At 67.5% G+C, this 21967-nt stretch carries 24 protein-coding genes; 10 read left to right on the top strand and 14 right to left on the bottom strand.

Going from position 1 to position 21967, the window contains the following annotated elements; translation table 11 throughout:
• Positions 1-66: 66 nt before the first annotated feature.
• Both MZV50_RS25310 and MZV50_RS25305 read left to right on the top strand, forming a co-directional pair.
• Positions 67-630 (top strand): hypothetical protein, encoded by a 564-nt coding sequence (locus tag MZV50_RS25310; protein WP_252632098.1) that lies wholly within the window; start codon positions 67-69, stop codon positions 628-630.
• On the top strand, positions 630-929 hold the full coding sequence (locus tag MZV50_RS25305) for a winged helix-turn-helix domain-containing protein (protein ID WP_252632097.1): 300 nt from the start codon (positions 630-632) through the stop codon (positions 927-929). Before MZV50_RS25310 ends, MZV50_RS25305 begins: the two co-directional genes overlap by 1 nt.
• On the opposite strand, the gene rhaT is transcribed toward MZV50_RS25305, so the two are convergent.
• Positions 926-1990 (bottom strand): L-rhamnose/proton symporter RhaT, encoded by a 1065-nt coding sequence (rhaT, locus tag MZV50_RS25300; protein ID WP_252632096.1) that lies wholly within the window; start codon positions 1988-1990, stop codon positions 926-928. The genes MZV50_RS25305 and rhaT overlap by 4 nt on opposite strands.
• 127 nt (positions 1991-2117) lie before the next feature.
• Complete coding sequence (gene glmM, locus MZV50_RS25295) at positions 2118-3464, bottom strand: phosphoglucosamine mutase (protein WP_252632095.1); 1347 nt, start codon at positions 3462-3464, stop codon at positions 2118-2120.
• A 160-nt stretch (positions 3465-3624) separates the two neighbouring features.
• Between glmM and glmS the strand changes: the two genes are divergently transcribed.
• Complete coding sequence (gene glmS / locus MZV50_RS25290; RefSeq protein WP_252632094.1) at positions 3625-5445, top strand: glutamine--fructose-6-phosphate transaminase (isomerizing); 1821 nt, start codon at positions 3625-3627, stop codon at positions 5443-5445.
• A 287-nt stretch (positions 5446-5732) separates the two neighbouring features.
• A complete protein-coding gene (locus MZV50_RS25285) occupies positions 5733-6686 on the top strand; it encodes an IS110 family transposase (protein WP_252632093.1) in 954 nt (317 codons plus the stop codon).
• 38 nt (positions 6687-6724) lie between these two features.
• Here MZV50_RS25285 and MZV50_RS25280 read toward each other — a convergent pair whose 3' ends face one another.
• The 3 genes from MZV50_RS25280 to MZV50_RS25270 form a co-directional block, all read right to left on the bottom strand.
• Complete coding sequence (locus MZV50_RS25280) at positions 6725-8125, bottom strand: amino acid permease (protein WP_252632092.1); 1401 nt, start codon at positions 8123-8125, stop codon at positions 6725-6727.
• 100 nt (positions 8126-8225) lie between these two features.
• Positions 8226-8744, bottom strand: a complete 519-nt coding sequence (locus MZV50_RS25275) for a nuclear transport factor 2 family protein (RefSeq protein ID WP_252632091.1) — start codon at positions 8742-8744, stop codon at positions 8226-8228.
• 72 nt (positions 8745-8816) lie between these two features.
• Positions 8817-9995 carry an SAM-dependent methyltransferase gene (locus MZV50_RS25270; RefSeq protein WP_252632090.1) on the bottom strand — a complete coding sequence of 393 codons (1179 nt, stop codon included), beginning with the start codon at positions 9993-9995 and terminating at the stop codon, positions 8817-8819.
• Between the two features lie 58 nt (positions 9996-10053).
• On the opposite strand from MZV50_RS25270, the gene MZV50_RS25265 reads away from it, so the two are divergent.
• On the top strand, positions 10054-10575 hold the full coding sequence (locus tag MZV50_RS25265; RefSeq protein WP_252632089.1) for a GNAT family N-acetyltransferase: 522 nt from the start codon (positions 10054-10056) through the stop codon (positions 10573-10575).
• A gap of 24 nt (positions 10576-10599) precedes the next feature.
• Here MZV50_RS25265 and MZV50_RS25260 read toward each other — a convergent pair whose 3' ends face one another.
• Together MZV50_RS25260 and MZV50_RS25255 are read right to left on the bottom strand one after the other, a co-directional pair.
• On the bottom strand, positions 10600-11235 hold the full coding sequence (locus MZV50_RS25260) for a lysoplasmalogenase (protein WP_252632088.1): 636 nt from the start codon (positions 11233-11235) through the stop codon (positions 10600-10602).
• Complete coding sequence (locus MZV50_RS25255) at positions 11232-11651, bottom strand: YkvA family protein (RefSeq protein WP_252632087.1); 420 nt, start codon at positions 11649-11651, stop codon at positions 11232-11234. Before MZV50_RS25255 ends, MZV50_RS25260 begins: the two co-directional genes overlap by 4 nt.
• Before the next feature lie 71 nt (positions 11652-11722).
• Here MZV50_RS25255 and MZV50_RS25250 point away from each other — a divergent pair, with 71 nt between their 5' ends.
• On the top strand, positions 11723-12505 hold the full coding sequence (locus tag MZV50_RS25250) for an SDR family NAD(P)-dependent oxidoreductase (RefSeq protein ID WP_252632086.1): 783 nt from the start codon (positions 11723-11725) through the stop codon (positions 12503-12505).
• Positions 12506-12631: 126 nt separating this feature from the next.
• Here MZV50_RS25250 and MZV50_RS25245 read toward each other — a convergent pair whose 3' ends face one another.
• The 3 genes from MZV50_RS25245 to MZV50_RS25235 form a co-directional block, all read right to left on the bottom strand.
• Positions 12632-13222, bottom strand: a complete 591-nt coding sequence (locus MZV50_RS25245) for a CC0125/CC1285 family lipoprotein (protein ID WP_252632085.1) — start codon at positions 13220-13222, stop codon at positions 12632-12634.
• A gap of 157 nt (positions 13223-13379) precedes the next feature.
• The gene (locus MZV50_RS25240; RefSeq protein ID WP_252632084.1) at positions 13380-14012 is read right to left on the bottom strand and encodes a LysE family translocator; all 633 of its coding nucleotides are present in this window, start codon (positions 14010-14012) and stop codon (positions 13380-13382) included.
• Positions 14013-14055: 43 nt separating this feature from the next.
• Positions 14056-14463, bottom strand: coding sequence for an MAPEG family protein (locus MZV50_RS25235; protein WP_252632083.1), 408 nt, complete (start codon positions 14461-14463; stop codon positions 14056-14058).
• A gap of 193 nt (positions 14464-14656) precedes the next feature.
• Between MZV50_RS25235 and MZV50_RS25230 the strand changes: the two genes are divergently transcribed.
• Both MZV50_RS25230 and MZV50_RS25225 read left to right on the top strand, forming a co-directional pair.
• A complete protein-coding gene (locus MZV50_RS25230; protein WP_252632082.1) occupies positions 14657-14857 on the top strand; it encodes a KTSC domain-containing protein in 201 nt (66 codons plus the stop codon).
• A gap of 52 nt (positions 14858-14909) precedes the next feature.
• Entirely contained in the window at positions 14910-15446 is a 537-nt protein-coding gene (locus MZV50_RS25225) for a hypothetical protein (RefSeq protein WP_252632081.1), read from the top strand.
• A gap of 63 nt (positions 15447-15509) precedes the next feature.
• Here MZV50_RS25225 and MZV50_RS25220 read toward each other — a convergent pair whose 3' ends face one another.
• The 3 genes from MZV50_RS25220 to MZV50_RS25210 all read right to left on the bottom strand — a co-directional run bounded on the left by MZV50_RS25220 (position 15510) and on the right by MZV50_RS25210 (position 19177).
• Complete coding sequence (locus MZV50_RS25220; RefSeq protein ID WP_252632080.1) at positions 15510-16736, bottom strand: argininosuccinate synthase; 1227 nt, start codon at positions 16734-16736, stop codon at positions 15510-15512.
• 71 nt (positions 16737-16807) lie between these two features.
• Positions 16808-17170: a hypothetical protein gene (locus MZV50_RS25215; protein ID WP_252632079.1), complete on the bottom strand. Its 363-nt coding sequence runs from the start codon at positions 17168-17170 to the stop codon at positions 16808-16810.
• An 18-nt stretch (positions 17171-17188) separates the two neighbouring features.
• Positions 17189-19177, bottom strand: coding sequence for a potassium transporter Kup (locus MZV50_RS25210; RefSeq protein ID WP_252632078.1), 1989 nt, complete (start codon positions 19175-19177; stop codon positions 17189-17191).
• A gap of 181 nt (positions 19178-19358) precedes the next feature.
• On the opposite strand from MZV50_RS25210, the gene MZV50_RS25205 reads away from it, so the two are divergent.
• Positions 19359-19802, top strand: a complete 444-nt coding sequence (locus MZV50_RS25205) for an Rrf2 family transcriptional regulator (RefSeq protein ID WP_252632077.1) — start codon at positions 19359-19361, stop codon at positions 19800-19802.
• A gap of 10 nt (positions 19803-19812) precedes the next feature.
• Here the strand turns inward: MZV50_RS25205 and MZV50_RS25200 are convergent, their stop codons facing one another.
• Positions 19813-21012: an MFS transporter gene (locus MZV50_RS25200; RefSeq protein ID WP_252632076.1), complete on the bottom strand. Its 1200-nt coding sequence runs from the start codon at positions 21010-21012 to the stop codon at positions 19813-19815.
• Positions 21013-21315: 303 nt separating this feature from the next.
• Here MZV50_RS25200 and MZV50_RS25195 point away from each other — a divergent pair, with 303 nt between their 5' ends.
• On the top strand, positions 21316-21927 hold the full coding sequence (locus MZV50_RS25195; protein WP_252632075.1) for a flavodoxin family protein: 612 nt from the start codon (positions 21316-21318) through the stop codon (positions 21925-21927).
• Positions 21928-21967 lie beyond the last annotated feature (40 nt).

Below are 21967 nucleotides of genomic sequence, written 5' to 3'. Positions count from 1 at the left end.
GCTTGACAGAGCCCGTTCATCGCGCATAACTCTGCACAACAGAGTTCTCTGCAGATGGAGGCTGTGATGACGAGCGTATCCAAGTCCGAGGCGCTGAGCGCGCTTTCCGAGATCGACAGCGTCACCCGCCGGGGCATGGCGCTGAAAGGCTACCGGCACGCCGGACCGTTCCTGATGCTGTGGGGCGTGGTCTGGGGGCTGGGCTATCTAGGCATGGCGTATCTGGCGCCGGATTATTGGGGCTGGCTGTGGCTGGGGCTGGACCTCGCCGGCGCGATCGGCTCGCTGATCCTGGCGCCGAAGGGCGGGACGGGGGCCCATGCGGCCGTGAAGCCCTGGCGGATGGTCGCCGGCATGGGCGCCTGCGTGGCCTTCGTCCTGGCCATCGTGGCGGTGTTCCCCAAGACCGAGCTCTTGCCCTATATCGCGCTGCCCGGCCTGTTCGTCGGCTTCCTCTACACGGTGCTGGGCGTGACCAACGCTTCGCCCCGCTATGTCTGGATCGGGGTGGCGGTGTTCGTGGCGACCCTGGCCGGTTACTACCTGTGGCCGCAATACCTGGCCCAATGGTTGGCCCTGGTCGGCGGCGGCGGGCTGTTCCTGGGCGGCCTGTGGCTGCGGAGCGTGTGATGAGCCAGCTGGACGATCTGATCCACCAGCCGCTACGGCTGAAGATCATGGCCGCCCTGGCCGCCGAGAAGGGCCAGCCGCTGGACTTCCCGCGCCTGAAGGCGATCACCCAGGCCACCGACGGCAACCTGGGCAGCCATCTGGCGACCCTGGAGAAGGCCGGCTACGTGGCCATCGAGAAGGACTTCGTCGGCAAGCGCCCCCGCACCCAGGCGCGGCTCACGCCCAAAGGGCGCAAGGCCTTCCGGGCGCATGTCGAGTATCTGCGGAGCGTGGTCGAGGCGGCGGAGGAGCTCTAGCCGCCGATCATATTCCCGTAGCCGATCACCACGGTGGCGCCGACCAGCAGGGCCACGCCGCTCCAGACCATGTTGCGCACGGCCGGGCGGGCGTCCTTCCATTCCTTGAAGGCGAAGCCCCACAGGGTGCCGAAGATGATGATGCTGGCCATGTGCAGGGTCCAGCTGGAGAAGCCGAACTTGCCCATCTGGCTTTCGCCCATCGTGTAGAAGAAGAACTGGAAGTACCAGGCGGTGCCGGCCAGGGCGCACAGCAGCCAGTTGGCCAGCAGCGGCGGCTTGAATTCCGGATCGTCGGCCTGGCCCAGCCATTGGCCGGCGGTGCGGTTCTTGACGATGAGGTAGCCGCACCAGATCCCGTTGGTGATCAGGCCTCCGAACATCACCAGGCACAGGGCCGGCAGGCCGGTCCACAGCGGGCCGGTGCCGGCCGCGGCCGACAGTGCCTTGATCGGCTCGCCCGCCGCCAGGCCGAAGGCGAAGCAGGCCGACATGATCCCCGAGAAGATCGCCACGGCGATCCCCTTCTTGAAGTCGAACTCGGCGACCGCCTCGGCCTTCTGGTCGGGCGACAGGTCGGCGTCCTTCTTGGCGCCGGCCATGGCCACCACGATGATGCCGGCCAGGGTCATCAACAGGCCCAGCAGGATGATCTTGCCCGAGGTCGAGCCCAGCAGGGTCTCGGCGAAGGTTCCGCGCACCAGGGGCGGGATCAGGGTGCCGAACACGGTGCACAGGCCCAGCACCACGGCCATGCCCAGCGACAGGCCCAGATAGCGCATGGTCAGGCCGTAGGTCAGGCCGCCGAAACCCCACAGGATCCCGAACAGCACGCACAGGCCGACGACGTTCGAGGGCACCTGGCCCATCACACCCAGCAGGTCGTGGGTGCGGATCGAGGCGAACAGCCACGGGGCCAGCAGCCAGGAGAAGATCCCGCCGGTCAGCCAGTAGATCTCCCACGACCAGCGCTTCACGCCGCGATAGGGCACGTAGAAGCTGGCGGAGGCCAGGCCGCCCAGCCAGTGGAAGAGGACGCCCAGCAGCGGGTTGGCGATCATCGGGCGTCTTCCTCCATCATGCGCATCTCAAAATGTGAGATGGTTTTCTACATGATGGAGAATTTTGACGTGGGCGGCTAGGGGGCAATCGCCGCCATGACCCTCTCCTGCGAAGGGGACAAGGAAATCAGACCGCCTTCACCGCCGAGACGATCGACTTCACCACCTTCTTGACCAGGGCCGGGTCGTCGCCCTCGGCCATGATGCGGATCAAGGGCTCGGTGCCCGAGGCGCGCACCACGATGCGGCCGGCGCCGTTCAGCTGGCTCTCGCCGTCGGCGATGGCTTCCTTGACGGTCTTGGCTTCCAGCGGCTTGCCGCCGGCGAAGCGGACGTTTTCCAGAAGCTGCGGCACTGGCTCGAACTGACGGCCCAGGGCGCTCATCGGCCGGCCGGTCTCGATCATCACGGCCAGCACCTGCAGGGCGGCGATCAGGCCGTCGCCGGTGGTCGAGAAGTCCGACAGGATCAGGTGGCCCGATTGCTCGCCGCCGACGTTGAAGCCGCCCTCGCGCATGCGCTGCATGACGTAGCGATCGCCCACGGCCGTGCGCTCGAGCGTGAGGCCCAGGCTATTGAGCTGGCGCTCCAGGCCCAGGTTCGACATGACGGTGGCCACCACGCCGCCGCCCTTCAGCGTTCCGGCCTTGGCCAGGGACCCGGCGATGATGGCCATGATCTGGTCGCCGTCGACGACCACGCCCTTCTCGTCGCAGATCACCAGGCGGTCGGCGTCGCCGTCCAGGGCGATGCCGATGTCGGCGCGGTACTCGCGGACCATCTTGGCCATGGCCTCGGGATGGGTCGAGCCGCACTCCTCGTTGATGTTGGTGCCGTCCGGATCGACGCCCAGGGCGATGACCTCGGCCCCCAGCTCATAGAGGGCGGTCGGCGCGACCTTATAGGCGGCGCCGTGGGCGCAATCGATGACGATGCGCAGGCCCGACAGGTTGCGGTGGCGCGGGAAGGTCGCCTTGACGATCTCGACATAGCGGGCCTGGGCGTCGTCGATCCGCTTGACGCGGCCCAGTTCGCGGGGAGAGGCCAGGCCTTCCTGCAGGCCCTCGTCCATCAGGGCCTCGATCTTCAGCTCCTGCTCGTCCGACAGCTTGTAGCCGTCGGGGCCGAACAGCTTGATGCCGTTGTCGGCGAAGTCGTTGTGGCTGGCGCTGATCATCACGCCCAGGTCGGCGCGCATCGAGCGGGTCATCATCGCCACGGCGGGCGTGGGGAGTGGGCCAAAAAGTCGCACGTCCATGCCGACGCTGGTGAAGCCGGCGACCAGGGCGGGCTCGATCATGTAGCCCGACAGGCGGGTGTCCTTGCCGATCACCACCAGGTGACGGCGGTCGTCCTGCGAGCGGAACAGCTTGCCGGCGGCCAGGCCGACGCGCAGGGCCACCTCGGCCGTCATCGGATGCTTGTTGGCCTGGCCCCGGATGCCGTCGGTGCCGAAATAGGCGCGCTTGCTCATGGTCGCTTTGTCGTCTCTTCAAGGCCAAGTTTCGGACGCGAAACGATCCGAAATGCAGATTTACGGGAGGCGATGTTTAGCTGGTGCTAAAGGCCGCTCTCGAAATCCTCGCGTGGATAGGGATAGTCCTGTCGACGCGTTCTACAAGGGATCATGGCCCATGTGCGGCATTATCGGCATCGTCGGAAGAGAGCCCGTCGCCAATCGTCTGATCGAGAGCCTCAAGCGGCTTGAGTATCGCGGCTACGACTCGGCGGGTATCGCGGGCGTCGTCGGCGGTAAGGTCGAGCGCCGTCGGGCCAAGGGCAAGATCAAGGCCCTCGAGGCGGTGGTCGGCGAAGAACCGCTGAACGCCACGGTCGGCATCGGCCACACCCGCTGGGCCACCCACGGCGCGCCGAACGTCCAGAACGCCCACCCACATACGGCGGGCCGGGTCACCCTGGTGCACAACGGCATCATCGAGAACTTCGCCGAGCTGAAGGCCGAACTGGCCGCCGCCGGCCGCACGTTCTCCAGCGACACCGACACCGAGGTGATCGCGCACCTGATCGACGCCGAGCTGGCCAAGGGCCTGGCCCCGCTGGAGGCCTTCAAGGCCACGCTGGACCGCCTGACCGGCGCCTACGCCCTGGCCGTGCTGATCGAGGGCGAGAGCGACCTGATCCTGGGCGCGCGCCGCGGCAGCCCGCTGGTGGTCGGCGAGGGCCAGGGCGAGATGTTCCTGGGCTCCGACGCCCTGGCGGTCGGCCCCTTCACCAACCGGGTGATCTATCTGGAGGAGGGCGACTACGTGGCCCTCGACCATGACAGCCACCGGATCTTCGACGCCTCGGGCGCGCCGGTCGAGCGGCCCGTGCGGGTGGTCCCGACCTCGGCGGTGATGCTGGAGAAGGGCAACTACCGCCACTTCATGGAGAAGGAGATCCATGATCAGCCGGAAGGCTGCCAGCGCACGATCGCGGCCTATGTCGACACCCTGAACGCCCGGGCCTCGGTCCCCGGCGACATCGACTTCGCCAAGCTGGAGCGCATCCAGATCGTGGCCTGCGGCACCTCGTACATCGCCGGCGTCGTTGGCAAGTACCTGATCGAGCAGCTGGCCGACCTGCCGGTCGACGTCGAGATCGCCTCGGAGTTCCGCTACCGCCAGCCTGCCATCCGCAAGGACGCCCTGGTCATCGCCATGTCGCAGTCGGGCGAGACCGCCGACACCCTGGCGGCCCTGCGCTATTGCAAGGCCAAGGGCATGAAGAGCGCGGTGGTGGTCAACGCCCAGGAATCGACCATGGCCCGCGAGGTCGACGTGGTCTGGCCGATTCACTGCGGCCCCGAGATCGGCGTGGCCTCGACCAAGGCCTTCACCGCCCAGGTCAGCGTGATGATCGCCCTGGCCGTCGCCGCCGCCAAGGCGCGCGGGACGATCGACGCCGCCGAGGAGCAACGCCTGGTCAAGGTGCTGCTGGAGGCTCCGCGCCTGATCGCCGAGGCCATCGGCCTGGAGGACGCCATCAAGGACATCGCCGCCGACATCGCCAAGGCGCGGGACGTGCTCTATCTGGGTCGCGGCCCGATGTCGGCCCTGGCTCTGGAAGGGGCGCTGAAGCTGAAGGAGATCAGCTACATCCACGCCGAGGGCTACGCCGCCGGCGAGCTGAAGCACGGCCCGATCGCCTTGGTCGACGACAAGACCCCGATCGTCATCCTGGCTCCGCACGACAGCTATTTCGAGAAGTCGGCCTCGAACATGAGCGAGGTGATGGCGCGTGGCGGCCAGGTGATCTTCATCACCGACACCGAGGGCGTGAAGCACGCCCCGGCCGGCGCGAAGGTGGTGGTCACCGCCCCGGCCTCGGACCCGCTGGTCTCGACCCTGGTGATGTCGGCCCCGATCCAGCTGCTGGCCTACCACGTCGCCGTCGTGAAGGGCGCGGACGTCGACCAGCCCCGCAACCTGGCCAAGTCGGTGACGGTGGAGTGAGGAAAATCCTCTCCCCAGGGGAGAGGTGTCGGCGTAGCCGACGGAGAGGGAAGTCTCGGCGGCAGGTCAGCCAGAACTTCCCCCTCCGGCGCTGCGCGCCACCTCGTGTGATTGAGATGAGCTAGCGTTGAGGAGCGGCCGGCCGAGGCGCTGATCACGCGATCGGCCGGCCGCCGCACGATCGAGGCCGTCGCCACCTTGGTTGGAACCCGTGGGGGAGCTTGGGTCCGACGTGCGTCCTTCTGAACCCGAACGGTTGCCTGGGCCCAGAGCCCGAACCTACGAGGATGGGCTGGAAGATGATGCCACAAGAGCCGGCCTATGTGGCCGTGGACGTGTCGAAGGCGACGTTGGAGATCGGCGAACCGGCGGTTGATCGGACCTGGTCGGTCCGCAATGAGCCCAAGGGTTGGCGCAAGCTGATCGGCTGGATCGAGAGGCTTGGGCGGCCGGTCGTGGTGGGGCTTGAACCCTCTGGCGGCTATGAGCATGGCCTGATCGAAGCTCTGCTGGAGGCCGGGATAGACGTGCGTTGGTGTGACCCGGCGCGGGTGCGGGCGCTGGCCAAGGCGCTGGGCGCGCCGGCCAAGACCGATCGGATCGACGTCGGCATGATCCGGCGGTTCCTGTCCCAGACCGGCGGGCGGCCGGTTCGGCGCGATCCCGAACGGAATGAACTCAGGGCGAGCTTGAGCGCGCGCCGAGCCGCCCAGGAGGCCGCCCAGGCGCTTGAGGCCCAGGCTCAGGCGCTGCCGCAGGGCGACGCTCGCCAAGCGCTCGCCGCCCTGGCCGCCCAGGCCCGGCTCACGATGAAAGCCCAGGAACGCGCCGCCATCGCTCTGGTCCGAGCCAGCCAGGCGCTCGCGCCGACATGGCGCAGACTGCAGACCGCGCCGGGCGTGGGTCCCCTCGTCGCCGCCGAGCTCATCGCCCACATGCCCGAACTGGGCGCGGTCACCAGCAAGGCCGTCGCAAAGCTGGCCGGGCTCGCCCCATTCATCAGAAAAAGCGGCCAATGGCAGGGGCGCGCCGTGTGCTCTGGCGGACGCTCCAGACCCAGGCAACTGCTCTACCTGGCTGTCATCGCCTGCCTGCGTGGCTCGTCACGAACCAAAGCCACCTATCAACATCTGGTCGCCAACGGAAAGCCACCCAAGGTGGCTATCACAGCCTGCATGCGACGCCTTCTCGTCACGCTAAACGCCATGATCCGCGACCAAGCCGACTGGACACTCGCGTGAACACAACACGGTTGCTCCCCCGCTGGGGGAGGATTGGCTCAGCCGTTCAGCCGCGAGTGCTTGCGCGAATAGCCGAAATAGATCGCGCAGGCGCCGGCCACCCACACCGCGAACAGCAGCCAGGTGTCCGCCGGCAGCTTCCAGACCAGATAGGCGCAGAAGGCCACGCTGGCGACCGGCAGGACCGGGTATAGCGGGACCTTGTAGCCGCGCGGCAGGTCCGGCTGGATCCGGCGCAGGATGATCACGCCCAGCGAGACGATGGCGAAGGCGATCAGGGTGCCCATGCTGGTCAGGTTCATCAGCACGTCCAGCGGCACGAAGGCCGCCAGCACGGCGATGAAGGCCGCCACGACATAGGTGTTGAGGTCGGGGCTGCGGGTCCTGGGGTCCAGGCGCTGGAACAGCTTGGGCAGCAGGCCATCGCGGCTCATGGCATAGAGGATCCGCGTCTGGCCGTACATGACGACCAAGGTGATCGAGAAGATCGAGACGATCGCGCCGACGCACAGCACCAGCGAGGTCCAGGCCTGTCCCGTCAGGTTGCGCAGGATCACCGCCAGGCCCGCCTCCTGGCCGGCGAAGGCGGTCCAGGGCTGGGCCCCGACGGCGGCCAGGGCCACCAGGATGTAGATGGCGGTGACGATCAGCAAGGACAGCACGATGCCCAGCGGCAGGGTGCGGTGCGGATCCTTGACCTCCTCGCCGGCCGTCGAGACCGCGTCGATGCCGATATAGGAGAAGAAAATGGATCCGGCGGCGGTCCCGACGCCCGCCAGCCCCATCGGCATGAACGGCGTCAGGTTGCGGGCTTGGAAGCCGCTGAAGGCGACGATCACGAAGAAGGCCAGGATCAGCAGCTTCAGCACCACCAGGACGGCGTTGATCGTGGTCGACTCCTTCACCCCGCGCAGCAGCAGGATCATGCAGGATCCGACCAGCACCACGGCCGGCAGGTTGAAGACACCACCCGCGCCGGGGGCCTTGGCGATGGCGTCGGGCATCTTCCAGCCGACCAGGTCGACCAGCATCTCGTTCAGGTACTGGCCCCAGCCCACCGCGATGGCCGAGGCCGAGACGGCGTATTCCAGCAGGAGGCACGCGCCGACGATGAAGGCGACGAACTCGCCCAGGGTGGCGTAGGCGTACGAGTAGGACGAGCCCGACACGGGGATGGTCGAGGCCAGCTCGGCGTAGCACAGGGCCGTCAGGGCCGCCGTGATCCCAGCCAGAACGAACGCGAGGATCACCGCTGGACCGGCGGCGGGCACGGCCGTGGTCAGGGCCACGAAGATGCCGGTGCCGATCGTGGCGCCGACGCCCAGCATGGTCAGCTGGAACAAGCCGATCGTGCGCGGCAGGTGTTCGGGCGGATGCTCGCCTTCGACCTGCGCCACGGGCTTGCGGCGCAGGAGGTCGGCGGCGCGGAACGGGGCCATGGCGGCTCCTTAGGACAGTCAGGCGGCGCCTATAGCCCTCGCGCGGGCGTCTCATCAACCGGCGTGAAGAACAAAACCCGCTTGAACCCGCGCGCGCGGCTCAGGTGGCGGTCCAAACCACGCTGAAGATCCGCCACTGCCCGTCGGTCTTGCGCAGCATCCAATGCTCGACGCCGCGGTTGTCGACCTTTCCGTCGGAGAGGAACTGATAGTCGAACGTGACCAGGGCCAGCGGCCCGTCCTGCACCACGACGACGTTGCTGAAACGCTCCTCGATCTGGGCCTTTTCACCGGCCAGATACCGCGAGAAGGCCGGAAAGCCCGGCCCGCCCAGTCCATCGAAATGCACGTCCAGGCCGCGCCCCTTGTCGATCGCGGCCTGGTCGTCGATCTCGTTGAAGACGATGCGGGAATTGAGCAGCAGCTTGGAGATGGCCGCGCCGTCCTTGGCGATGACCGCGAGGCGGAACCGCTCGATCACCGCCTCGATCGCCGCGCGGTCCTCGGCGGTCTCGTGGCGACGCCAGACGGCCGCCGGCTCCGCGGCGATGCCCGTGCTCGGCGCCGCCGTCCATAAGGCCGTCATCGCCGTCAAAAGGAACAGGCATTGGCGCATCATGCGATCTCTCTTGGCTTGGTCCCGCGGGCCCGCCTATAGGCGCCCGAAGGGCGCGGCGTGACCAGCGGCGTTCTATCGGCTTCCCAGCAGATAGTCCCGCGTCAGCGGCGTGGCGTCGCGCTTCTTGGCCAGCTGGATCTGGAAGACCATGTGACCGCCGTGGCGGAAGCCCAGTTCGGCGCCGGCCAGGTAGAACTCCCACATCCGCCGGAAACGGCCGTCGAACATCTGGGGGATGTCCGGATCGGCCATGAACCGCTCGCGCCAGATGCGGCAGGTCTCGGCGTAGTGCAGGCGCAGGATCTCGATGTCGGTGATCCACAGGCCGGCGTGCTCGATCGCCGCGACGATCTCGGACAGGCCCGGAATGTAGCCGCCGGGGAAGATGTACTTCTGGGTGAAGGCGTTGGTCGCGCCGGGGCCGTGCATCTTGCCGATCGAATGGACCAGGGCGACGCCGTCCTCGTCCAGCAGCTTGGCGATGGTCTCGAAATAGGTCCGGAAATTCGGCGCGCCGACATGCTCCAGCATGCCGACCGAGACGATGCGCTCGAATTTCTCGTCGAGGTCGCGATAGTCGGTTAGGCGGAAATCGGTCTTGTCCGAGAGGCCCGCCTTCTCGGCCCGTTCCTTGGCCAGCGCCAGCTGCTCGGTCGACAGGGTCACGCCCGTCATCTGGGCCCCGAAGTCCTTGGCCAGGGTCATCGACAGCCCGCCCCAGCCCGAGCCGATGTCCAGGGTTTTCATGCCTGGCTGGATCAGCAGCTTGCGGCCGATCAGGGCCTTCTTGGCGGCCTGGGCCTCTTCCAGCGTCATGTCCGGACGCTCGAAATAGGCGCAGCTGTACTGCATGTCGGTATCGAGGAACCGGCGGTAGAGGTCGTTCGACAGGTCGTAGTGGTGGGCGACGTTGCGGCGCGAGGCCACGCGGTCGTTGACCTGCTGGACGCGCCGCTTCAGCGCCTTGCGGAACCGGGTCAGGGCCGAGCCGCGCTTGGGCTTGCGGCCGCCGCTCTCGCCGACGATGGTCAGCAGCTGGTCGATCGTCCCCTGTTCGAAGACGATGTCCTCTTCCATATAGCCTTCGCCCAGGCCCAGGCTGGGATTGGCCAGGCGGCGCAGGCCCCGGCTGTTGACCCGGATGGTCACCGGCGGTCCGGTTCCGTCCCCCGCCTTGACGACGCGACCGCCGGGCAGATGCGCCGTCAGGTCGCCGGTCTTGATCATTTTGCTGAGCAGGGCTTCGATCATCCGACCAACTTAAGCGCAAGTTCGTCCGCGACAACCTGTCGCACACGGAGAGTTTTCGATGTCGACCGACGGCCTCGTGGTCAGCCGCGCCCTTTCCGACGAGGCGGCGATCATCGCCAACCTGATGCAGCTCTACATCCACGACTTCTCCGAACTGTGGTTCGACCGCGAGGCCGAGGGTGAATTGGAGCCGGACGGCCGCTACGCGGACTATCCCGGTCTCGCCGCCTACTGGACGGACCCGACGCGCGCGGCGTGGCTGTTCCGGATGAAGGGGCGGCCGGTGGGCTTCGCCCTGGTCAACGAGACGGCCCACGCGCCGACCCCGGTCGACCAGGCGGTGGCCGAGTTCTTCATCGTCCGCAAGCACCGCCGGCGCGGCGTCGGCCTCGCCGCCGCCCACGCCCTGTTCGGCACGGCCTGGGGCGTCTGGGAGGCCGCGGTGGTCCGCCGCAACGCCGGCGCCCTGGCCTTCTGGCGGCGCGCGGCCGCGAGCTATCCGGGCGTGCGAGACCTGGTCGAGGAGGATCGCCACGACACCCTGTGGGACGGCGCGGTGCTGCGCTTCCGGGTCGGCTAGAGCTTTGGCGTCTCTGGCCGGATGTCAGCTCAGCATGCCGTGAGTGATGCCGGCCTGGCCGCCCCAGTAGAGGAACCAGATCGCCCACGCGGTCAGGCGCGGCGAGCCAAGCAGCTTGGCGTTCTTGAACAGGTCGAACGAGAGGATGGCGTCCGAGGCCATGAAGGCCAGGGCGCCGACGGTGGTCGGCCAGGCGCGCGCGGGCAGAAGCAGGCTGGTGACGACCATGCCGACGATGGCCAGGACGTAGACGGCCACGGGGATCCGCAGCTTGCTCAGCGACCCCCACAGCGCCCGCAGCATCAGGCCGGCGATGGCCCCGATCCCGACGGCGGCCGGCCAGAACCAGATCGGCGGCGCGCCCTCGCGCTCCAGGAACAGCGGAATGTAGACCAGATGCCCGACCAGGAAGGCGGCCAGGCCCAGGGGTAGCCAGCGCTTGGGGTCCTGGGCCAGGAAGGCGTCGCCCAGGGCGCAGAAGGTGAGGGCGATGGCCAGCAACACCGATCCGCCGTCCAGATAGGCCAGCACGGCCAGGGCGGCGACGGCGCAGGTCTTGACGACGGTGCGAAGGATCGAGGGCGATTGCTCGACGAAAAGCAGGCCGTAGGCGAGGGCGCTGCCGGCCGCGATCGCCCACAGGACCGTCTCAGGCGTCATCGGCCCGGAGCATCATCGGAGAGGCGTTGCAGGAAGGCCTGGGCGGCTTCCTTGTGGCGGGGCTTGAGGGTCTTTCCCAGGATGGCCATCAAGGCCGCGAACACCGCCGCGTCGTCGGTGAAGCCGATGGCGGGCAGGATGTCGGGGATCGCATCGGTCGGCAGGACGAAATAGGCCAGGGCCGCCAGCATCATGCCCTTGGCCGCCATGGGGGTCTCCGGATCGCGCGCGGCCCACCAGACCGACAGGGCGTCGGCGGCGAACGGCACCTTGGCGGCGACCTTGCGGATCTTGGGCAGGAAGCCCTCGCGCACCCGCTGTTCGTTGACGCGGACCGTGACGGGCGCCAGGGCCTTCTTCGGGTCCAGCACCTCGTTGACGTTGACGTCGGGGGACGGTTTGGCCTCGCCGCTCATGGGTCTAAACCTCTCTGCAAATCCGATCCTAGACGCGAACGCACAAAACGCGAAGACAAGGGGAAACGTCCATGAAACTCGACAACACCGTCGCCGCTGTCGTCACCGGGGGCGCTTCGGGCCTGGGCGAGGCCACGGCCCGGGCCCTGGCCGCCCAGGGCGTCAAGGTCGCCATCTTCGACATGAACGAGGGCCGGGGCGAAGAGGTCGCGCGCGAGATCGGCGGCCTGTTCTGCAAAGTCAACGTGACCAGCGACGCCGATGTCGACGCCGGTTTCGAAAAGGCCCGCGCCGCCCACGGCCAGGAGCGGATCCTGGTCAACTGCGCCGGCACCGGCAACGCCGCCAAGACCGCCAGCCGCGACAAGGCCACCGGCGAGACCAAGCACTTCCCGCTCGACGCCTTCGACCGCATCATCCAGATCAATCTGGTCGGCACGTTCCGCTGCATCGCCAAGTCGGCCAAGGGCATGCTGGACCTGGAGCCGCTGGAGGACGGCGAGCGCGGCGCGATCGTCAACACCGCCAGCGTCGCCGCCGAGGATGGTCAGATGGGCCAGGCGGCCTATTCGGCGTCCAAGGGCGGCGTGGTGGGCATGACCCTGCCGATCGCCCGCGACCTGATGGGCGAGGGCATCCGGGTCAACACCATCCTGCCGGGCATCTTCAACACCCCGCTGATGAACGGCGCGCCCGAAGCGGTGAAGGCGGGTCTGGCCGCGAGCGTGCCGTTCCCCAAGCGCCTGGGCAATCCCGAGGAATACGCCCAACTGGCGGTGACCATGATCACCTGCGGCTACTTCAACGGCGAGGACGTGCGCCTGGACGGCGGCATCCGCATGGCGCCGCGCTGATACGCAAAGCCCTCCCCCTTGATGGGGGAGGGCTTGGGTTGGGGGTGAGCAGGGTGTCGGCGGCTGAACCGCCGTATCACCCTATCCCCGACCCTTCCCCATCAAGGGGAAGGGAGTCTTATTTCTCTACTTCGGCTGGGGCCGCTGGATCGTGCTGGCCAGGTTGGCCATGATCTCGCGGGCGTCGTAGGCGCGCGGGTCGCCTTCCGGCTTCTTGCCTCGGTGCATCACGATCTCGGCGCCGGCCTCGAACCGCTCGATGGTGCGAATCTGGGCGCGGTCGGCGAAGAAGGGGTCACCCCAGAAGGGGTCCCAGCTGCGCCAGCCATAGCCCGGGCCGAAATAGCGCCAGGACGGGCGCCAGTAGCCGTACGGATAGCCATACCCGAAGCCCGGCCGCATGAACGGATCGGGCTCGACATAGCTGCGGGCGGTGCGGTCGGTGCGGTGGTCGGCGGTTTCGAACCAGTCGTAGCCCTGCTGCACGGTCAGCTCGGCCGACCGGTAGAGCAGATAGCGCTCGACGGTCTCGCGCGAGGTCAGGCTGTTGCCGGCGAAGCTGATCCGGTAGCGGTCGCCTTCCAGCTTCTGCTCGGAGAACCCGCCGGTGACCGAGCCCGAGGTGACCTTGGGCTGGTACGGCGTTGGCGTGGCGCAGGCCGACAGGGTGGCGGTGATCGCCAGCGCCGCGGCGATGGCGACCTTCTTCATGGACATGACTTGCTCCTTCAAGCGGAGTCCTCGGTGTTTGGAGTCAACTCTGGCCGGGCTTTGTGGTTTCGCCAAGGCGCAGTTTGCTTCCGGGCTGCAATCTCTTTTCGTCGGCGCGTCACGATCGCCGAAACCGGCGGCCCCCTCTCGCGCGGTCAGGCGCTCACCCCCGCGACACGATCAGCACGGCGGCCGTGATCAGCAGGACGCCGACCAGGATCGCGAAACCACGGCGGAAGCCGGGCTCGTTCATGCGGGTCGATAGGGCCGCCCCGCCCAGCCCGTAGCTGGACATGCTGATCAGGTCCATGCCGATGGTGGCGCAGGCGAACATCACCAGCTGCGGAGCCAGCGGTCTTTTGATGTCCAGGAACGGCGGCAGCACGCCGGAGAAGAACAGCAGGATCTTCGGATTGGCGATCTGGACCATGAAGCCGTCGAGAAAGGCCGAGCGGCCGGCGCGGACGGTCGCCGAGGCGTGACTTTCGAGGTTCTTGATCCCGGCCCACAGCGACTTGAGCCCCAGCCAGACCAGATAGGCCGCGCCCGCATAGGCCAGGACGTGGAACGCCTTGGGGAAGGCCAGGATCAGCGCGCCCAGGCCCAGGGCCGAGCCGCTGAACCAGACCAGGGTGGCGGTGTTCATGCCGATCACGCTGATCAGGGCCGCGCCCTTGCCGCGCTCCATGCCGGTGGCGATGGCGAACAGGTTGGCCGGCCCTGGCGTGATGGCCATGACGAACATGGCGACCAGGAAGGCGCCGTAGCGGGCGGGATCGACGGGCAAGTGGTCCATGGCGCGGATATAGGCCGCCGCGCCAGAACCAGCAAAGCTTCCCCTAGTTGCCGATCACGATCAGCACGTAGATCGCCCGCCCCAGGGCGCCGAACAGCAGCACCGCCGTGGCCAGGCCCTGGATGATGAAGCCCAGTTCGCGCTTCTTGGGATCGGCGGCGTAGCCCAGGGCGTAGATGATCCGGCCGATCATCCAGATTCCGCCCAGGGCGGCGGCCACCAGGTCGTTCCAGTAGATCGCGAACAGCCACAGCGAGGGCAGGTAGACGACCAGCCACTCGACGGTGTTGGCCTGGATGCGAAGGTGGCGCTCCAGCTCCGGATGGCCGGTCATGGCCGGGGCGTCGATGCCGGTCCGGCGGCGGGCGCCGGGGATGCGCATGATCATCCAGAAATAGACCAGCAGCGACACCAGGGTGACGATCGCCACCAGCGCGTGGGACTGATGCATCTTCGTGTTCCTCCCGCGGACTTCATGCCGCTTTGCGGGGAACCCTAGCCGTATTCGTCCGGAGTTTGCACGGGCCTTGAAAGGCCATAGGACGAGGGTGTTCGCCGGTTCGCGCGAACGCGTCCGGGGAACCCCACCGGCGCTCGTTCGCTCCTAGGACTGACCGATCCTTTTGCGGAGGCTTCGTAAAGCCATGCATGTGGAATCCACCGCCATCCGAGACATCGACTACTCGGCCGAGCACGGCAAGCTCTTCGTCACGTTCCAGGACGGCGACGAATACGTCTATGTCGGCGTGCCCGAACGGGTCGGCAAGGCCTTCTTCCGCGCCCCGTCCAAGGGCTGGTTCTTCCAGCGAATGATCCGCGACAGGTATCCGTACAATCGCGTGTAGACTTGCGCTTCCTGGTTGAGTGGCTAGGCTGGCCCGGCCCTGGGAGACGCCGATGCGCCTTGTCACTGCTTTGCAAACCGCCGCTGGCCTCGGCCTTGTCGTTGGCGCTGCTTGGGCCGTTCACGCCATGGCCACCGATCGCGCGCCGCTTCCCAAGGACTTCGTCAAAGGCGGCCAAGCTTACCACTGGAGCGTTGCGCATGGGGTGACGGGCGGGCTGCTGCTCAGTGGGCCCGCGCGCCCCGACGGATCGAACGTGGACCTCGTCCTAAGCTGTTCGGGGTTGAAGTCCGGCGGCGTACAAGCGCGCTTCTACGCGCCAGCGGCCAATTCCACGCAACTTCGCGTGCGGACAGTCGACACTGTGTTTCGCGTCTACCGAGGCGTCGAGACTATCCGAGAGCGCAGCTTCGTTGGAGGGCAGGGTGATATGCCCGATGGGTATCTAAGTTCGCTTACCCGCACCCCGACGATCTCGATCGAGTACGCTGGTCGCGTGACGACCTTTCCAGGACCAGGCAAGGCCTTGGCCGAGCACTTCGGGCGCTATTGCTCGGAGCTCGCCCGGCGTGCGGCGCGCGACGAGTAGCGACAAGAAAAACGCCGCGTCCGAGACCGGACGCGGCGTGATTCAGAACGTTTCGATCGTCGCCTAGCCGCGCTTGTCGCGCTTGGCGAGCACCCGCAGGCGCAGGGCGTTCAGCTTGATGAAGCCGCCGGCGTCGCGGTGGTCGTAGGCGACCTTGCCTTCCTCGAACGTCACCAGGTCCTGGTCGTACAGGCTGTAGGGGCTGGTGCGGCCGATGACCGTGACATTGCCCTTGTACAGCTTCACGCGGACCTGGCCCGAGACCTTGGTCTGGCTGTAGTCGATGGCCGCCTGCAGCATCTCGCGCTCGGGCGAGAACCAGAAGCCGTTGTAGACCAGCGATGCGTATTTCGGCATCAGCTCGTCCTTCAGGTGCATGGCGCCGCGGTCCAGCGTGATGCTCTCGATGCCACGGTGGGCGGCTAGCAGGATGGTGCCGCCGGGGGTCTCGTAGACGCCGCGCGACTTCATGCCGACGAAGCGGTTCTCGACAAGGTCGAGGCGACCGACGCCGTTGTCGCGGCCCAGTTCGTTGAGCTTGGTCAACAGGGTGGCGGGCGACATGGCGACGCCGTCGATGGCGACCGGGTCGCCCTTCTCGAAGTCGATGGTGATGATGGTCGGCTTGTCGGGCGCGTCTTCCGGCGCGATCGTGCGCATGTGGACGAACTCGGGGGCCTCGACCGCCGGGTCTTCCAGGACCTTACCTTCCGAGCTGCTGTGCAGCAGGTTGGCGTCGACGCTGAACGGCGCCTCGCCGCGCTTGTCCTTGGTGATCTGGATCTGGTGCTTCTCGGCGAAGTCCAGCAGGGCCTCGCGGGACTTGAAGTCCCACTCGCGCCAGGGGGCGATCACGGTGATGTCGGGCTCGAGGCCGTAGTAGCCCAGCTCGAAGCGGACCTGGTCGTTGCCCTTGCCGGTCGCGCCGTGGCTGACGGCGTCGGCGCCCATCTTGCGGGCGATCTCGATCTGCTTCTTGGCGATCAGCGGACGCGCGATCGAGGTGCCCAGCAGGTACTGGCCCTCATAGACCGTGTTGGCGCGGAACATCGGGAACACGTAGTCGCGGACGAACTCCTCGCGCACGTCCTCGATGAAGATGTTCTCGGGCTTGACGCCGGCGGCCAGCGCCTTGGCGCGCGCCGGTTCGATCTCTTCGCCCTGGCCGAGGTCGGCCGTGAAGGTGATGACCTCGGCGCCGTACTCGGTCTGCAGCCACTTGAGGATGATCGAGGTGTCGAGGCCGCCCGAATAGGCGAGCACGACCTTCTTCACGGACTTGTCGGCCATGAGGGGTCCTTCCGGAGAGAAACACAAAGTCGCGCGCCTTCAACGGGATCAGGGCGCGCGGGTCAAGAAGTTTAAAGCTGACCCTCTTCCTGCAACGTCCTGATGACGAACCGCAGGTGGAAAAGCTGGCTCAGCGCCAGGCTGGCGGCGATGGTGGCGCGGACCAGGAAGATGATCATCGCCCGCATCGGATCGTCGGTGAAGGTCGCCTGGGTCAGGGTGAACGACAGCAGCACGATGATCGACAGGACCGGGATGGTCAGCAGGCCCAAGGCCTTGGACGCGCGCCAGGTCGGCTTGCCGTCGAAGCCCCATTGCATCGGCACGGCCACGCCCTTGGGGATCCGTTTCCAGGCCCCTTGGGCGGTGGCGGCGATGATGGCCAGGGCGGCGATCGACAGACCGTCGCCCAGCACGCGCAGGGTCGTTTCCATGGGCGGGGACTGTAGCTCTTAAACGGTGACCTGGGCGCCCAGTTCGACGACGCGGCCGGGCGGGATCTTGAAGAAGTCCGTCGGGTTGGCCGCGTTCTTCATCAGGTAGATGAACAGCCGGTCCTGCCACAGCGGCATGCCGCTGTTGGCCGACGGCACGATCGAGCGCCTGCCCAGGAAGAAGCTGGTGGCCATGATGTCGAATTTCAGCCCCTGCTTGCGGCACACCGCCAGGGCCTTGGGGATGTTCGGGCTCTCCATGAAGCCGTAGTTGACGATAACCTTCTTGAAGTCGTCGTTGACCTTCTCGATCGTCACCCGATCTTCCTCGCGGACGCGCGGCGTCTCGGTGGTGCGGACGGTCAGGATGACGTTGCGCTCGTGCAGCACCTTGTTGTGCTTGAGGTTGTGCATCAGGGCGACCGGGGTCATGTCCGGGTCGGAGGTCAGGAAGATCGCCGTGCCCGGCGCGCGGTGCGGGGCGCGGGCGCGCAGGATCTCCATCAGGTCGACCAGGGGCACGCTGTCGCGTCGGGTCTTGGCGGTCAGGATGTTGGCCCCGCGCGTCCAGGTCCACATGATCAGCACCAGCACCGCGCCGAACACCAGCGGCAGCCAGGCGCCGTCGGGGATCTTCAGCATGTTCGAGGCGATGAACACGCTGTCCAGCGCGACCAGCGGGACCAGCAGCAGGGCGGTCTGGCCCAGGTTCCACTTCCACACGCGGCGGATGACCACATAGGCCAGCAGGGTGTCGACGAACATCGCGCCGGTCACGGCGATGCCGTAGGCGCTGGCCAGCTTGTGCGAGCTGCGGAAGGCGAACAGCAGCACCAGCACGCCGATCAGCAGCAACTGGTTCACCGCCGGCACGAAGATCTGGCCGGCCTGGGTCTCGGAGGTGCGCTTGATCTCGATGCGCGGCAGCAGGCCCAGCTGCACGGCCTGCTGGGTCATCGAGAAGGCGCCGGTGATCACCGCCTGGCTGGCGATGACGGTGGCGACGGTGGCCATCAGCAGCACCGGCCAGTAGGCGAAGCCGGGCACCATCTCCCAGAACGGATTGTGGCGCGCGGCCGGATGGTCCAGCACCAGGGCGCCCTGACCCAGATAGTTTAGGGCCAGGCAGGGGAACACCAGGCACAGCCACGAGGCCTGGATCGGGCGCTTCCCGAAGTGGCCCATGTCGGCGTAGAGCGCCTCGGCCCCGGTGACGACCAGGAACACGCTGCCCAGGATCACGAAGCCCAGGAAGCCGTTCTCGAACAGGAAGCGGATCCCGTACCAGGGATTGAAGGCGCGGAAGATCGACAGGTCGTCGGCCAGGTGGAAGGCGCCCAGGCCGCCCAGGATCAGGAACCAGACGGCGGTGAACGGACCGAACAGCGAGGCCATCCGGTGTGTGCCCTTGGCCTGGACGGCGAACAGCAGGATCAGGATGCCGGCCGAGATCGGCAGGATGTAGGGCGTGAAGACATGGCCCACGCCCGGCGCGTCCTTCAGGCCCTCGACGGCCGAGAGCACCGAGATGGCCGGGGTGATGATCCCGTCGCCGTAGAACAGGGCCGCGCCCACCACGCCGAGGAAGAACACCGCGACCGAGCGCTTGCGGCCGGTTCCGCCTAGGGCCTTCTGGGCCAGGGCCATGAGCGCCAGGGTGCCGCCCTCGCCCTTGTTGTCGGCGCGCATGAAGAAGATGACGTACTTGATCGTCACGAACAGCGTCAGGGTCCACAGGACCAGCGACACCACGCCCAGCACCGCGTGCTCGGTCGCCGTCGTGCTGCGCGAATGGGCCAGGGCCTCGCGCAGGGCGTATAGCGGGCTGGTGCCGATATCGCCGAAAACGACGCCAATCGAACCCAGAGCCACGGCGAAGAAGCCATGACCCTTCGCGTCGCCGTGGCCTTGGCCATTGCCGTTGGAGGGGGCGCCCTCCTGCTGCGGAATATCGGAAGACGCGGGCGCGCAGTCGTTGCCGGCGGCGCTGGAGGCTTCGGAAGCCATTCAATCCCTCCGGGCCGCCCTCGCAAAATGCTGTCGGCCGACCCATATCGATCAAGCGCGGCGCGATACACCCAATCCGCGGCCGGTTCAATCATCCCCCGACGTCGCCGACAGGCTCGTTGCGAAGATGAAACAGTTTTCAGTTGAACGCGCGGCCGACAACCTTACGTTCCCGGTAGAGATGTCCGACAGTCAGAAATTTCCCGTAGCGGCCCACGCCCTGGCCTATCTGGCGCACAAGGAGGCGTTTTCCGCCGACCGCGCCGTCGCCAGCGCCGAACTCGCCGCCTCGGTCCCGACCAATCCGGTCGTGGTCCGCCGGGTCACCGCCATGCTGGGCAAGGCGGGGCTGATCGGCGCGCGCGCCGGCGCCAACGGCGGGGCGTGGCTGCTGAGGCCGGCCGATTCGATTACGCTCGACCTGGTGCTGCGGGCGGTGAATGGCTGCGCCCACCTGGGCGTCGCGCCCAAGGGCGTGAAGGGCTGCCCGGTGGGGGAGAAGATCCCCGACGCGGTGCGCTCGGCCATCCACGCCGCCGACCGCGCCGCGGCCGACCGGCTGGCCCAGATCACCGTCGCCGACCTGCTGAACGGCGCGCACGCGGCCGTGGACGGCGGCTGCTGAGCCGCTTTCGCTACTCGGCCGCCGCCAGCGTCAGCCGCTGTCGCTGCTGACGCGCGTCCAGCGCCGCCACGATCCAGATCATAAAGCCGCCCAGGGCCAGGGCGACGCCGACCCAACCGGTCGAGGCCCAGCCGTAGCCGGCCGCGATGGCCAGGCCGCCCAGCCAGGGACCCAGGGCGTTGGCGGTGTTGAACGCCGAGTGGTTCAGGGCCGCCGCCAGGGTCTGGGCCTCGCCGGCCACGTCCATCAGCCGGGTCTGCAGCACCGCGCCCAGGCCGCCGCCGCAACCGATCAGGAAGACGACCGGGATCAGCGTCCACAGGCTGCCGATGGCCAGCGGATAGAGGGCAAGCGCGCCGGCGCTCCACAGCAGGATCGCGCCGATGGCCGGCATCAGGGCGCGGTCGGCGGCCCAGGCGCAGACCAGGGTGCCGACGGTCATCCCGGCGCCAAACACCGCCAGCACGACCGGCAGGGCGGCGGGCGAGGCGTGGGTGACGGCCAGCATGGTGTCGGCCAGATAGGTGTAGACGCAGAACATGCCGCCAAAGCCGATCGCGCCGATCGCCAGGGTCAGCCACACCCGGCCCTTGGCCAGGGCCGACAGCTCGCGCAGCGGGCTGGCCTTGGCGTCGGCCGGGACGCGCGGTGCGTACAGCCAGACCGACAGGGCGGTGAGGGACGCCAGCGCCGCGACGATCACGAAGCCCCAGCGCCAGCCGATCCACTGGCCCACGACGTTGGCCATGGGCACGCCGATGATGGTGGCGATGGTCAGGCCGATCATCACCATGGCCACCGACCGGGCTCGCTTGTCCGGCGGCGAGACGCTGGCGGCGACCAGGGCCGCGACCCCGAAATAGGCGCCGTGCGGCAAGCCCGAGAAGAAGCGGAAGGCGATCATCCAGCCGAAGTTGGGCGCCAGCGCCGAGAGCAGGTTACCGACCGCGAACACCGCCATCAGCACCGTCAGGATCACCCGGCGCGGCAGGCGCGCGGCGGCCACGGCGATCACCGGCGCCCCGACCACCACGCCCATCGCATAGGCGCTGATCGCATGGCCGGCCGTCGGGGCGTCCACCCCCAGGTCCTTGGCGAAGTAGGGCAGCAGGCTCATCGACGCGAACTCGGTCGTGCCGATCGCGAAGCCGCCGAGGGCCAGGGCCAGGAGGACGAGACCCGGGTGGATCTTCGGAGAATCTGTGGTCATCGGCGCCTCACACACACAGAGGGACGAAAGAATTGGGGGGCGAAAGGATGTATACGCCGCGCCGGGAGAGGGCGCGTCGGATCAATAGATGCATTGCGGAATTTCCTTTCAGATAAAGGAATGACAACGTTGTCGCAAGCTGTGCCGGTATATTTCGCCGTTCGGTGAGGCGCGGGCCTTGAGCGGCGCTGAAACCCACCTTCAGAAAAATTGCACCACCTGTTGTTGCTGATCCTCTGGCGGCACCGTCTGGGCGCATTACGTAATCGCTACCGTTTCAGTTTCGAATTCGAGGGAATTCCAATGACTACCGTCGCCATCCCCTATCACTCCGGTTACGGCCACACCGAAGTCCTGGCCCAGAAGGTCGCCGAAGGCGTCCGTGACGCCGGCCAGACCCCGGTGCTGCTGAAGATCGAAAACGCCGCTCAGGATTTCGCGCCGCTCATCGAGGAGATCACTAAGGCCGACGCCGTGATCTTCGGCGCGCCGACCTACATGGGCGACGTCTCGGGCGTGTTCAAAGTGTTCGCCGACGCGACCGCGTCCGCCTGGTTCACCGGTGCGTGGAAGGACAAGCTGGCCGCCGGCTTCACCAACTCGCACAGCTTCGCCGGCGACAAGCTGCATGCGCTGAACAGCCTGGCGATCCTGGCCGCCCAGCACGGCATGAACTGGGTCAGCCTCGGCGTCCCGGCCCCGGCCGTCACCGCAGCCGAGCGTGGCCCGGACAGCCTGAACCGCGTCGGCGCCTTCCTGGGCCTGGCCGCCCAGTCGGACAACGCCTCGCCCGAGATCACCCCGCCCGCCGGCGACCGCGAGACCGCCCGCCTGCTGGGCGAGCGCGTCGCCAAGGCCGCCGTCCGCTGGGCGGTCGGCGCCAGCGCGGCGGCCGACCTCGGCAAGGCCGCCTAGGGTTTTAAGGTCCCCAAGGTCGCGGCGGTCTCCCTCCCAG

The organism is Caulobacter segnis (assembly GCF_023935105.1).
GTDB lineage: Bacteria > Pseudomonadota > Alphaproteobacteria > Caulobacterales > Caulobacteraceae > Caulobacter > Caulobacter segnis_B.
The sequence above is the reverse complement of the archived record's forward strand: the minus strand, read 5'-3'. Positions and strand labels throughout refer to the sequence as shown.

Bases quoted from the DNA above. Each gene is read 5' to 3' on its own strand.
- MZV50_RS25220 (WP_252632080.1), bottom strand. From the start codon at position 16,736: ATGGCCGACAAGTCCGTGAAGAAGGTCGTGCTCGCCTATTCGGGCGGC.
- MZV50_RS25250 (WP_252632086.1), top strand. From the start codon at position 11,723: ATGAAACTCGACAACACCGTCGCCGCTGTCGTCACCGGGGGCGCTTCG.
- MZV50_RS25195 (WP_252632075.1), top strand. From the start codon at position 21,316: ATGACTACCGTCGCCATCCCCTATCACTCCGGTTACGGCCACACCGAA.
- MZV50_RS25265 (WP_252632089.1), top strand. From the start codon at position 10,054: ATGTCGACCGACGGCCTCGTGGTCAGCCGCGCCCTTTCCGACGAGGCG.
- MZV50_RS25305 (WP_252632097.1), top strand. From the start codon at position 630: ATGAGCCAGCTGGACGATCTGATCCACCAGCCGCTACGGCTGAAGATC.
- MZV50_RS25270 (WP_252632090.1), bottom strand. From the start codon at position 9,995: ATGATCGAAGCCCTGCTCAGCAAAATGATCAAGACCGGCGACCTGACG.
- MZV50_RS25280 (WP_252632092.1), bottom strand. From the start codon at position 8,125: ATGGCCCCGTTCCGCGCCGCCGACCTCCTGCGCCGCAAGCCCGTGGCG.
- MZV50_RS25310 (WP_252632098.1), top strand. From the start codon at position 67: ATGACGAGCGTATCCAAGTCCGAGGCGCTGAGCGCGCTTTCCGAGATC.
- glmM (WP_252632095.1), bottom strand. From the start codon at position 3,464: ATGAGCAAGCGCGCCTATTTCGGCACCGACGGCATCCGGGGCCAGGCC.
- MZV50_RS25245 (WP_252632085.1), bottom strand. From the start codon at position 13,222: ATGTCCATGAAGAAGGTCGCCATCGCCGCGGCGCTGGCGATCACCGCC.
- MZV50_RS25240 (WP_252632084.1), bottom strand. From the start codon at position 14,012: ATGGACCACTTGCCCGTCGATCCCGCCCGCTACGGCGCCTTCCTGGTC.
- MZV50_RS25260 (WP_252632088.1), bottom strand. From the start codon at position 11,235: ATGACGCCTGAGACGGTCCTGTGGGCGATCGCGGCCGGCAGCGCCCTC.
- MZV50_RS25275 (WP_252632091.1), bottom strand. From the start codon at position 8,744: ATGATGCGCCAATGCCTGTTCCTTTTGACGGCGATGACGGCCTTATGG.
- MZV50_RS25285 (WP_252632093.1), top strand. From the start codon at position 5,733: ATGGGCTGGAAGATGATGCCACAAGAGCCGGCCTATGTGGCCGTGGAC.
- glmS (WP_252632094.1), top strand. From the start codon at position 3,625: ATGTGCGGCATTATCGGCATCGTCGGAAGAGAGCCCGTCGCCAATCGT.
- MZV50_RS25205 (WP_252632077.1), top strand. From the start codon at position 19,359: ATGTCCGACAGTCAGAAATTTCCCGTAGCGGCCCACGCCCTGGCCTAT.
- rhaT (WP_252632096.1), bottom strand. From the start codon at position 1,990: ATGATCGCCAACCCGCTGCTGGGCGTCCTCTTCCACTGGCTGGGCGGC.
- MZV50_RS25255 (WP_252632087.1), bottom strand. From the start codon at position 11,651: ATGAGCGGCGAGGCCAAACCGTCCCCCGACGTCAACGTCAACGAGGTG.
- MZV50_RS25225 (WP_252632081.1), top strand. From the start codon at position 14,910: ATGCGCCTTGTCACTGCTTTGCAAACCGCCGCTGGCCTCGGCCTTGTC.
- MZV50_RS25210 (WP_252632078.1), bottom strand. From the start codon at position 19,177: ATGGCTTCCGAAGCCTCCAGCGCCGCCGGCAACGACTGCGCGCCCGCG.
- MZV50_RS25235 (WP_252632083.1), bottom strand. From the start codon at position 14,463: ATGCATCAGTCCCACGCGCTGGTGGCGATCGTCACCCTGGTGTCGCTG.
- MZV50_RS25200 (WP_252632076.1), bottom strand. From the start codon at position 21,012: ATGACCACAGATTCTCCGAAGATCCACCCGGGTCTCGTCCTCCTGGCC.
- MZV50_RS25230 (WP_252632082.1), top strand. From the start codon at position 14,657: ATGCATGTGGAATCCACCGCCATCCGAGACATCGACTACTCGGCCGAG.
- MZV50_RS25215 (WP_252632079.1), bottom strand. From the start codon at position 17,170: ATGGAAACGACCCTGCGCGTGCTGGGCGACGGTCTGTCGATCGCCGCC.